10 protein-coding genes are annotated in these 10994 nt (G+C 48.7%); 9 read left to right on the top strand and 1 reads right to left on the bottom strand.

The annotated features are described in order from the left end of the window. The 4 genes from L692_RS32415 to L692_RS0105950 all read left to right on the top strand — a co-directional run. Positions 1–1999, top strand: a 1999-nt coding sequence (locus L692_RS32415) for a hypothetical protein (RefSeq protein ID WP_025698089.1), incomplete at its 5' end; no start/stop codon positions are given. A gap of 1 nt (position 2000) precedes the next feature. After that, positions 2001–2801, top strand: a complete 801-nt coding sequence (locus L692_RS0105960; protein ID WP_025698087.1) for a phage tail domain-containing protein — start codon at positions 2001–2003, stop codon at positions 2799–2801. 14 nt (positions 2802–2815) lie between these two features. Next, positions 2816–4720, top strand: a complete 1905-nt coding sequence (locus tag L692_RS0105955) for a glycosyl hydrolase family 28-related protein (RefSeq protein ID WP_025698085.1) — start codon at positions 2816–2818, stop codon at positions 4718–4720. Between the two features lie 233 nt (positions 4721–4953). After that, positions 4954–6462: a glycosyltransferase gene (locus L692_RS0105950; RefSeq protein ID WP_025698083.1), complete on the top strand. Its 1509-nt coding sequence runs from the start codon at positions 4954–4956 to the stop codon at positions 6460–6462. Positions 6463–6599: 137 nt separating this feature from the next. On the opposite strand, the gene L692_RS30505 is transcribed toward L692_RS0105950, so the two are convergent. After that, positions 6600–7415 (bottom strand): DUF4393 domain-containing protein, encoded by an 816-nt coding sequence (locus tag L692_RS30505; RefSeq protein WP_025698080.1) that lies wholly within the window; start codon positions 7413–7415, stop codon positions 6600–6602. A gap of 88 nt (positions 7416–7503) precedes the next feature. Between L692_RS30505 and L692_RS0105940 the strand changes: the two genes are divergently transcribed. The 5 genes from L692_RS0105940 (at position 7504) to L692_RS0105920 (ending at position 10994) form a co-directional block, all read left to right on the top strand. Then, on the top strand, positions 7504–9522 hold the full coding sequence (locus L692_RS0105940) for a prophage endopeptidase tail family protein (protein WP_025698078.1): 2019 nt from the start codon (positions 7504–7506) through the stop codon (positions 9520–9522). Continuing rightward, positions 9519–10022 (top strand): hypothetical protein, encoded by a 504-nt coding sequence (locus tag L692_RS0105935; RefSeq protein ID WP_025698076.1) that lies wholly within the window; start codon positions 9519–9521, stop codon positions 10020–10022. Before L692_RS0105940 ends, L692_RS0105935 begins: the two co-directional genes overlap by 4 nt. Next, positions 10019–10219, top strand: coding sequence for a hypothetical protein (locus L692_RS0105930; RefSeq protein ID WP_025698074.1), 201 nt, complete (start codon positions 10019–10021; stop codon positions 10217–10219). Before L692_RS0105935 ends, L692_RS0105930 begins: the two co-directional genes overlap by 4 nt. 36 nt (positions 10220–10255) lie before the next feature. Beyond that, the gene (locus L692_RS0105925) at positions 10256–10453 is read left to right on the top strand and encodes a hypothetical protein (protein ID WP_051503444.1); all 198 of its coding nucleotides are present in this window, start codon (positions 10256–10258) and stop codon (positions 10451–10453) included. A 76-nt stretch (positions 10454–10529) separates the two neighbouring features. After that, positions 10530–10994 carry a phage holin family protein gene (locus tag L692_RS0105920; protein ID WP_036722204.1) on the top strand — a complete coding sequence of 155 codons (465 nt, stop codon included), beginning with the start codon at positions 10530–10532 and terminating at the stop codon, positions 10992–10994.

Below are 10994 nucleotides of genomic sequence, written 5' to 3'. Positions count from 1 at the left end.
TAGGCCTGCCGTATCCGGCGCGAGAGCATCGACCTTTGCCGAGTCCGTAAAGCAGGGACAGGCCAGAATGAACGGTGCGACTCCGGAGGTTATGGACATTGTGAATAGCACGGCACAAGCCCAGGCAAAAGCGGAACTCAAGCAACTGACTGACCAACAAATGAAGATTGCGGATAAGCAACGTGAGATTGAGAAAGCGGCGGCCTCCCTTTCCGCAGGAGACTTCTCCCTTGGAGCAAATGTCAAGGGCGCCCCTATCGATCTAAGTGCTCCAAAGAAAGTCAAAACGTCCAAGCCGAAGACGGAGAAGCCCGGAAAGTCCGCCGCTGAGTTGGCTGCCGAGGCCCGCAAGACTGCATACGAGGCCGACCTTAAGACAGTCCAGTTCCAGGCGGAATATTACGACTTGACAGCCGAGAAGCAGATTCAGAAGTATGAGTCACTCCGTAAGAAGCATGCTCAGTTTTTAAAGGAAAGCGTCGATGATGCGCGGACCCTCACGCTTCAGATTAAAAGGCTGAATGAGGATTCTGTAAAGGACCGCTATGATTTCTCTGCGACCTGGATCGATGCCGAGGAGAAACGGATGGAGGACAGCGGGAAGATGGAGCTGCAAATCGCTCAGATGAAGCTCGCGTCCTGGACGCGCCTGCGGGACAGGTACAAGAAGGATTCAGAGCAGTACAAGCAGGCGGATGAGCAGGTCCGGCAGTCTCGGAAGGATGTGGCGGCAGCGACCGAAGAGGAGGCCCGCAACCAATATCAGGCATCCGAGAAGTGGATTACAGCAGAGGAGCGTAGGATGTCCGATGCCGGGAAGTCAGAGGCCGATATCGCTCGAATGAAAGTCGATGCGTGGACCCGTGTTCGTTCTCAATACGCAGCCGACTCAGAATACTACGAGCAGGCGGATGAGGAGCTTTATAAAGCCCGTAAGGAGTTAACCGAGAAGTTGACAGTCCTTGCCGACGACCTAGTTGACAAGGAAAAGGATGCGATTCAGAAGGCCAAGCAGGCTGATCTGGATGCTATCGAATCCCGCAAAGATGCTTACGTCGACGCCCAGGACGCGAAGATCAAAGCGATTGAGGACCTGATGGCAGCAGAAGAACAGGCGAATACCGATGCTGATTACGAGACGCAGCTCGCTGCAAAAAACGCCCGCATTGATCTGTTGGCAAGCGCAGTCGGTCCAGAAGGCAAGAAGGAGCGCGAGCAGTTGATCAAGGAACGCGATCAAATGGTACTTGAGCACGGACGTGATCTGCGAAAGCGAGAGCTTCAGTCGCAGAAGGACGCATTGGAAGACGAGAAGGACGCGCAGACAGCGGCTTTTGATGCGGAGAAGGACGCTACAGAGGCGCAGTACGATGCCTTGAAGGAGGTGTTTGACAATTACGCCGGTGATATTAAGACAATAGAATCCGGCATTGCAGACTTCCGTGTTTCTTCCGCCGCTTCCGCAAATACGAATATCCTCTCGGACCTTGATACCTTTATCGCTGATTACAACGCCAAAATGGCGCAGATCGCCTCAATCAATGCCGAATCGAAAAAAGCCGCCGACCTTGCGGAGTACAATGCGAACAAGGATGCCTACGATGCGGCAAAGGCGGCGGGGAACAAGGCGCAGATGGCGCGGTTGTCCGCTCGGAACCAGGCGCTTCGCGACCTTTACGGCATTACAACCGATACCGGAAGACTCCCTTCCTTTGATGTTGGTGGGACTGTGCCGGGACCGTGGGGCGCTCCGGTGCCGATTGTGGCACATGGTGGGGAGATTATTATTAACCCCGAACAGCAGCGGATGTTGTTCCGGTTACTGGATTCAACCCGTCCGATCAGTCCGGCGACCGTCGCCAAGTCCGAAACGGTCATTCATAATTCCTTCGACATGTCCGTTAACGGGGTGACGCTGGAAGACCGGGCCGATACAGAGATCCTTTATTCGGAGCGGGAAAAGACAGCGCGCCGCCTGCAGGCTATGGGGGTGAAGTAGGATGGAGGACTTTGACGTATCTGTCAACGGACAGTGGCTCTCGGAGATTGGCGTGCAGTTGGTTAGCAGGGAGATTCCGGCACTGCCGGAGGCGGAGGAGAATGCAGTGAAGTTGGCGGGGCGGGATGGGCAACTGAATTTTGGCAGTACGTATGCGGCCCGGACTCTGAGCTTGGGCCTTTTTATCATGGGCGATGATTATGACGGCGTCGTCGGCAAGCTGGCCGGCATATTCAATGTCCGACGCAGCCCGCTGATCATTCTGTTTTCGGATCGTCCGGGGAAGCGATACGTAGCAGAGTACCGAGGCTCTATCAGCTTTGACACTTCCACCGGCAATCGGCTCATCAATGTCCCTCTCAAGATGGACGACCCGTTCCCGGAGTCGCAGCATAGCACGGAGCTGCGGGAGTACGGCGAGGGGCTGGAATACGATCAAGGTTATTTCTACATTAGCGATTCTTACTTCGAGATCACGGCCAGCGGGCAGACGGCCACCGTTAACAATGAGGGTTCAGACGTCGCTTATCCGCTCATTCGGATAACTGGAGCATTCACTGACTTGGCTTTGTCGGATGGAGAGCAGACGTTCACCTTCTCGGGATCGGTCGGTTCAAGCGATGTTCTCGAAATAGACTGTGATCTGTCGAAGTGCAGGGTACGCTTGAACGGCGAGAACGCCTTCTCGCGGAGCAATGGAGTGTTCTTTTCCCTGGAGCGGGGGGAGACGACATTCACGGTGATGGCGGGTAGCCCGAACTTTACGCTGGAAATCATTTATCGCTATAAATATCTGTTCTGAAAGGAGGTCCATGAATGACCTTTACACGCCGGATCATCACGAAGACCCTGGACCTGCTGAACCTCCAGCGTCACAACGACAATTATGCCGACATCGAAGCCGACCTGACCGATCACGAGGAGCGGATCACGGTCGCTAAGGATGATATCGACAATCACAAGGCTTCGGTAACTGCTCATGCTGCCGAGCATATTACTTATTCCGGTCCTGTCACCGGCGCGGCAGACATCAAGGGGGCAGTGGACAGCGTCAAGCAACAGCTCGACACAGCCGTATTTAACGGCGATTCCAGTGTCGCCGCAGCGCAGGCGGCGATTGATGCTGACGGCTACGATTATGGCAACCTTAAGGTTCGCCTGGACATAGAGCATACCGCAGTTACTACGCAGTTGGCGGATATTAAGATAAACGTTAAATACCCACCTCCACCCCTTGTTGGGGCAGCGGGTGACAATCTCGCGAATGATACAACTGCGATTCAGGCAGTAGTTGATTACCTGCGTGACGTTGGTGGTGGTACAATCTATTTTCCTAAAGGGGTATTCTTGTTATACAATTACATCCAGCATTATGATTCCGTTAATTTCGAATTAGCGCCCGATGCTGAGATTAAGAGAGCGGACGACTCTACCCAGACCAAAATGTTCATTAATGGCATTCGCGGACGCGCTGACTATGCCACTGGGTATTCGGGAGAAGGCAACTTTACCTTTGAAGGCGGGACAATCAATGCTAATTGCTATACAAATCCCTTAAACGGAGCCGCGAACGGTATCTCTTTTTTCGATCTGGGTCATGCTGAAAATGTTGCGTTTAAAAATACCACTCTGAAAAACGGAGAAAACAGTCACTATTTTCAGATATCAGGTTGTAGGGATATATTGCTTGACAATCTTATTATCAAAGACGATAGTTACACATCTACAAGCGGGACTCCCGATTTTGAAGCTATTCAGATCGAAGTTTTGACCGAAGAGGCGTTTCCGACATTTGGTGTTTGGGATAACACTCCGTCTATTGATATAACTGTCCAAAACTGCGTTTTTGACAATGTAGTGCGCGGCATAGGTACGCATAGCTATGTACCCGACCCATTGGATAACACCAAAGTCGCTATTTATTGCCGTGGTATTAAACTTTTGAACAATACGTTCAGAAATATACAAGACCATGTGTTTGACCTTTGGGCCTATGACGATGCCGTCCTTGAAGGGAACATTATTGAAGGAAACGCTGCAGGGTATGGAATAAAGGTGTATAAGTCGAAGAAGATTCGAGCAAAAAACAATACAATAATGAACACTAACAACTCTGGTTTATACACCGAGGATATGTACGACAGCACATTCACCGATAATTTGTACATCAACACTTGTCAGGTTAATAATGATGGCACGAGCACGGTGTCGGCTATCCGTGTTGCTAAGTCCGGTAACAACGTTTTTGACGATATTGTGCAAGGGACTATCCATCAGTACCCGCTCTACACATCCGAGACCCCAACAGGGAGCCCGAATACGGTTAGATGGTCCCGGATGGCGAACGGTAAAGGGTCGTCCAATAACGGCAGCATAAATAGCGCGAGCGCGGATATCAGAAACAACCACACAGGTGCGCAGACCAAGGTATTATTTAACGGAGTGCTGGACACGGCAGGGTCTACCGCATCTTTACCAAACGACATTTTCACGTTTAGTTCGATTAATGTTTATGCCAACGACAACGGAAGTGCCACAAATAATTTAATACCAACAAAAATCGATAAAGATTCCCTTGTAATTGGATCACCGATAGACCGGTTCAGAATCATAACAAGCCTGACCACCTGTTTATCGTTTAGTTTTCCTGATGCGAACACGATCCGCCTTGACACCTTAACTGGATCGGTTCGCATTAGGAAAGTGGTTGGAGTTATGTAATGTTAATGGTAATATAAGAATGTTATTGATCAATCATAGGATGGTGAAAGTCTTGGAAATGGTTTTGTATGAATGCAATGACTGTGAAAGTCAATATGCAGTTGAGCCAAGTGGAATAGAATCCACGTGCCCGTTTTGCCATGGAACAAGCACGAAGGTTGTAAAAGGTGTCTTTGTTACGTCGAATCTCGAAGAGAATACAGAGTAGAATTGAGATTCTATTTGGAGGAGAAATGACGGGTAATATTTACAGCATAAAGGACAATATCACAGTTAAAGCAGCAGGATTAACAATTGCAATGCTTCAAAAAGCGAAGATGCTATCCGCAGAAGGTCGTCATATCGAGATGCTGACGCTTGATGCGAATTTGAATTACGACAGCATTTTCGAAGAACTCGCTTATAATAAGTCCCTCGATAGCAAGGTGATATTTCGAAATGTATATGTAGACTTGGGTGGGGATCGAATCACACACAATGATACCAGACGTCAGATTGATCACCCTGTGGATGAAAGAGGGTTTACGACAAAACAGGCAGACGCAGCAACATACCGTTTATACAAAGATGGATTCTACGCTATGTACAAACGTTACGACGAAAATGACAAACTGCTATATGTCGATTATTTTAACGAACTGCGGTATCGAACCAAGCGAGAAAATTATGACAGGAAAGGCTATCTCAGAAGATCGCAAATCATTGATCCGTCTACCAACAACCCGCGAGTCGAAGTTTTTTACAACAAATCCGGAGAGCCATTTTTGAACAAATGGATTGACCTGGAAACAAATAGCACAAGACATATCATTGTGTTCGGTCGTAACGGGGAGGTCATCAAAGAGCTGAAAAATGAGTACGAGCTTCATAAGTATTGGCTCAGCGATGTTGTTCTAAAAAACCAAGTCAATCCGATCGTGCTGTCAGAAAAAAGATCGGAAGATCAACTCATTCTTGACTTGAAACATAAGAGCATGAAGAAGGTTGCGGTGTTTCACAACAACCATTTCAAGGAGCCGTTTGACTTTGGGGCTGAGATTCAAGATCGGAAAAAGCTGCTTGTAGACAGCATGGACAAGTTTGATGCTGTAGTGTTTTTGACAAATGAGCAGAAAAAAGATATCACCGCACAGTTTGGAGTGAAATCGAACTATTGGGTAATACCGCATAGTGCGCCTATCATTGAACCTCAAGAGGTTGAGAAGGATTGGCACACAATCGTATCCCTTCAGCGACTTGTGCCTCACAAGAATGTAGATCATGTGATTAAAGCTTTTGAGAAAGTCATCAAACAGGTTCCGAAGGCTAAACTGCAAATATGGGGTTTTGGTCCAGAAGAAGGAAAACTAAAGTCTCTTGCGAAAAAACTCGGGGTGGAGTCCAGCGTCTCTTTTAATGGATTTACTACCAATGCTATTGGAGTATTTCAGTCGGCCGCACTTTCGGTAATGACATCGAGCTTTGAAGGTTTCGGGATGATCGTAACAGAGAGCATGGCGTGCGGTACGCCAGTGGTGAGCTACAGGTCAAAATATGGCCCCGAAGACATCATCTCGAACAATGTTGATGGGGTACTTATAGCAAAATACGACATTGCCGCCTTGTCCAAAGCTATAATCGATCTTCTCAAAGATCGAGATAAACTTGAAGAAATGAGTCAACAGGCTAAAAAAATTTCTCAGAAGTTCAGCTATGACTCATACAAGAAATCATGGCTTGAATTATTTGATAGCCTTAGTTAAGATCGAAATCCCTGCGAGTTTAGCGGGGATTTTCTCGTTACAGTAGGACTCTACTGCGCACCACTAGAAACAGCAAACGTGCATTTTAAAAAAAGAGCTGCCGGATCACTCCGACGGCTCTTTATCGATATTATGAGTTAGTCTATGCAAACTCTTTTTAAGGCTTCTCCCAAGGGAGTGAGAGAAATTATCCCTTTCTGAATTTCAATCCCTAACTCTCTAATTGGCATATAGTTTTCCGGAAGAATCGTGTTGTTTGCCTGCTGATACATCTCTTTAAAGCTTTTATAAAAATCGTGTTCCTCATGCTTCTTGTAAATATCTAAACCGTTTAAATATGACCCATCGAAAATGAGAGAGACAATACCAAGCCTTTGGAGGTTAGATATCGATATAGCTACTTGACACAAATCATTACAGTCTTCATTTTCTAAATACACGTTAACCTGTAAAGGACCTGATCCGCTTGGTTGAACATGATTAATGTAGTTTGCTATTGGCTTATTAGCCATATTTCCGAAAGACCTTAAGTTCTGTGCATCCAAAGGCGACATTTGCTTGATGATCTCAACAAAGGAATGATGAGTTTGCGATGAATGTCGATTATCCATAGAAGAACCAATTAGTTTAGCAAACATCTGTCTTATCTCATCTTCTTCAATATAGTATTTTGTTGCTTCCAACGCTGGGCCTACAATACTTAGTTGTGGCTCTAGAAGGTTTTCTTCAGGAATGTTATTTAATTGCTCAGTAATTTCTAATTCGAATTTCTTCAGGCTTACTGCTTGCTTAATTCGAAGTTTCTCAATTGGCATGTTTACTCGACTGAAAACCACCCAGACTAAATTTGCTAGTGTGCGGCCAATTTCTTTCGCTGGCTCTGAAGTAGCATTCTCTAAGAACTTTGGAGCCCCAATATTGATAAGTGAAAAATCAGTCTTATTTTCAGTCATACTTGCCCCTCCCAACAAAAGTCTATCAGTACAATAATACCAGAGAATCAAGATTAGGTTTCTAAATTTTCGAGGAGGAAATACTCTCATGCAAAAACACCTCAAATCCTTCGACCGAAATCGTTCACCTACCGGTCTACTGGTTGCATCCACCGACATCCAGCGCCGCCGCCGTCTTAACAGCGACTACGAAATATCCTTCACTGTGCCGATGACAAGCGACGATTACAAGGAGAAGATTATCCCCAAAGGCCACGTTCAAGACGAGCGTGGCCAATTTTATGTGGTGCAGAGCCGCGCGCGGGACCGGAGCAACAGGGCCCTGACTGCTCAGATTGTCTGCACGCACATCATGTTCAAGATGATCGACTTCAAGATTCCTTACGCCGACTACATCGACGAGGCGTACGGGGTCCATATCAGCATGCTGCTTGATAAGATCACGGCGGCGACAGGCGGAGTGTACACCTTTCAGCTTCACGACACCTTCGATCTGATGGACGTCAAGGATTGGGGCCGGACGACAGCGCTGGCCGCCTTGCAAGATACCGTCAACCTTTACGGATGCGAGATCGATCCGGACAACACGGTCATTCATCTGTACAAGCGAATCGGCTCCGACAAAGGATTCCAGTATAGGCTTGGGAAGAACATCATCAGCGATAGCTCCAAGGACGACTATTCGAGCCTGGTCACACGGATGTTCAGCCAAATGAAGGACGGGCGGACGTTCATCGGGCTGTCCACTCACCACCTGACAGCCGAGGAACTTAGCCTGCTGCAGTCCGTACCCGGGGCCATCCAGGACGGCAAGATCATGGTCAATTACCTAATCTCGTCCTATGCGCAGTATTGGACCAATGACGTCAACGTTTTTTACGATGGCGAGCTGATCGACCAAAATATCGAAGACCCGGTCGAGCTGCTGCGGGTGACGCGGGAGGCGCTTCGGAAGAAGGAGATCCCTGAGTTCGAGATCGGCGTCAGTGCAGCGGATATTCACAAGATTGATGACGAAGAGGAACCGGTCGGGCTGGGCGATACTGTGTACGCCTACGACCCTGACATGGAAATGAACATGGTTAGCTGCCGCGCCATGGAGCTGACCGAGTATCCCTTCGCCCGGGACAAGCATTCGCAGGCGACGTTGGCCAACTACATGCTGCGGGATGACACGCAGGTGCTGGCGGACCTAGAGCGCAGCAAGCAGATTCTGAATGACCTGCTGTCCGGAGGGCGTGTGCGGGCGTCAGCGTTTGAGGAGTTCGCGAAGCAGGCTGTTATCGACATCAACAACTCGAAGAGCGAGGTTATTTACGACAGCCGAGGCATCGTCCTGCAAGATGTAGACGACCACGACATTCAGGTGATCCAGACCTCCCGGGGCATTATCATCACGGAAGACGGCGGAGAGACGGCGCGGACGGCTATTACGGGCCGGGGAATCGCGGCGGAAGTCATTGCCGGGGTGCTCGGTAGCTTCGTCAGCATGGAGATCGGCAGCGGGAACAACGTCACCAAGATCAACACCGAAGGCATCAGCTCGGGGCATGCGGACTGGGCGAGCGCGCCCTTCAGGGTGAATATGCAGGGCGATGTGGTGGCTCGATCAATCACGCTGACCGGCACGATTGAGGTATCGGAAGTGTTTGATTCTGATTTTCACGCCGGCACGATCACCGGTTCATGGATAAGGACGTCTGATCCGGGGATATTCCCTTATGCGGAGATGAAGAGCGAGGATGATACTTTTTCGGTGTGGGCATCTTTGGGAAGGGGAATTCAAATTGGGGCCTTCAGATCAGGAGGTTCCTATATGGACTTTGTTGACGGAGAACGAATTGCCACAGTTAATTTCGATTACGCTGCAGGACTTACAATTTCAAGTCCGACTGATATTGAATTAAGAGGTGATGTGTATCTCCCGTGGTGGCGATTCTACAACATTTCAACCGGTCAGACACTTCAAGATGCGATAGATGCTCTGTGGACCGCTTTGGCCGGAAAGGCAAATGCGAGTCATTCGCATAGCGTAACCATATCTGACCATAACCACGGCAATCTGGCAAACTCCACTTCCGGCGGCGGCACATTTACAGTCTTATGAATTTTGCCGATTCGGCAAGTCTTGTCGGCCAGAAGGTGCAGGGGCTTTTCAGCGTCGAGAAGGGCGGCCAGAAGATCGCTGATGTAGTTATCATTAAAGGGTCAACATATGCTCCGGTTCGCGCCATATCTGAGGCAGCCGGGGTATCATTGACCGTGGAAGGGAAGAAGATAATCGTGGAAGAGACAAGCGGAACGGTTTCGACAAGCGCACCTACTGCGCAGACCGTTGACGAAAAACTCATCGCCTTGAAAGCTAAGGCAGAATCAACTTCTAAAGAGATAGAAAAAGTCAAAGCTACCATACAATTTTATGACGAGAAAGTCTTTCCTAAAGACGAAAAAGCAATATCCATGGCGGCTTCAGAGGCAATGAAGCAAATCGAGATTCAACGCTCTGAAGAAAACAAAGCCGCCTACGAGAAATACAAACAGCAGTTGGCGGATCTCCAAGCTTCGCTCGTAGAGATCAATGCACAGATCGCGGAGCTCCAGAAATGAAGAAGCCTATTCTCTGCTTTTTAGGAATCCTGCTGCTTATGATCGCCTTCAGCCTGCTGATCTATCCGACACCGTATAAATATCTCCAGTACATGAATGGAGGATCAATTACGCCGTTGAAGGTCAACATGATCACAGGACATACGCAGCGTTATGTTCAGGGATTTGGATGGGTAGACGACACAAATTCACAATGAGTCCTCTTCGGAGGGCTCTTTTATTTATCGAAGGAGTTGATCCATCTGGCCAAAGTGTCAAGAATAGACATCAGCATCGACCTTGCCAATCCGGTCAACGAGCTCGTGGATGTGGTCTCGATCGTCATGAACTCCTTTCCCGGGCGACAGGAAGAGATACTGCAGCAACTCGACCTGAAGATCGGCGAGGCGCTGGCTGAGATCAAGAGGTCCAAAGCGAAAGCGAAGGAGTAACCGGCACGCTCGACATAGGGCGTGCTTTTATTTTGCCCTCGGGGTTTCCCGGGGGCTATTAATGTTGGAGGGGGAGATGAAACTGAATAAGCCTCAAATTTTCGTATCAGCACTCGGAGCAATATTCGTACCATTATTCGATTTCTTGTATGGGGAGGCAGACGCAGTCGTGACCATCATGGCGGCACTTTTATTTTTCGTTGTCATGGACTGGTTGTCTGGTATCCGTGCGGCCAAGAAAGACCACACTTATGCCAGTAAATACGGTATTGATGGGGTGTTCCGAACGTTCTTCATTTTGCTGCTGCCAGCAGGCGGCAACCTTCTGGACGGTGTATTTGGGCTTCCGGGGGCAATATTCGGGGCCTTGGCAATCGGGACGATCTACCACGTTTTACAGAGCATGACGGCAAATTCCATTCGGGCAGGCTGGGGGGATTGGTTGCCGTTGCCTGTGCTGGATTCAATCCTTAAATGGGTGGGAAGCGAGCTGGATAAAAAGATCAAGCGCGCTGCCGAGAGAAAAGGAGCTGAAGAGTAG

It is taken from the genome of Paenibacillus forsythiae T98 (genome assembly GCF_000520735.1).
Classification (GTDB): domain Bacteria; phylum Bacillota; class Bacilli; order Paenibacillales; family Paenibacillaceae; genus Paenibacillus_AQ; species Paenibacillus_AQ forsythiae.
The sequence above is the reverse complement of the archived record's forward strand: the minus strand, read 5'-3'. Positions and strand labels throughout refer to the sequence as shown.

Coding starts and splice junctions, on each gene's coding strand:
- L692_RS0105930 (WP_025698074.1), top strand. CDS start 10,019: ATGAAGAAGCCTATTCTCTGCTTTTTAGGAATCCTGCTGCTTATGATC.
- L692_RS0105940 (WP_025698078.1), top strand. CDS start 7,504: ATGCAAAAACACCTCAAATCCTTCGACCGAAATCGTTCACCTACCGGT.
- L692_RS0105920 (WP_036722204.1), top strand. CDS start 10,530: ATGAAACTGAATAAGCCTCAAATTTTCGTATCAGCACTCGGAGCAATA.
- L692_RS0105935 (WP_025698076.1), top strand. CDS start 9,519: ATGAATTTTGCCGATTCGGCAAGTCTTGTCGGCCAGAAGGTGCAGGGG.
- L692_RS0105955 (WP_025698085.1), top strand. CDS start 2,816: ATGACCTTTACACGCCGGATCATCACGAAGACCCTGGACCTGCTGAAC.
- L692_RS0105960 (WP_025698087.1), top strand. CDS start 2,001: ATGGAGGACTTTGACGTATCTGTCAACGGACAGTGGCTCTCGGAGATT.
- L692_RS0105950 (WP_025698083.1), top strand. CDS start 4,954: ATGACGGGTAATATTTACAGCATAAAGGACAATATCACAGTTAAAGCA.
- L692_RS30505 (WP_025698080.1), bottom strand. CDS start 7,415: ATGACTGAAAATAAGACTGATTTTTCACTTATCAATATTGGGGCTCCA.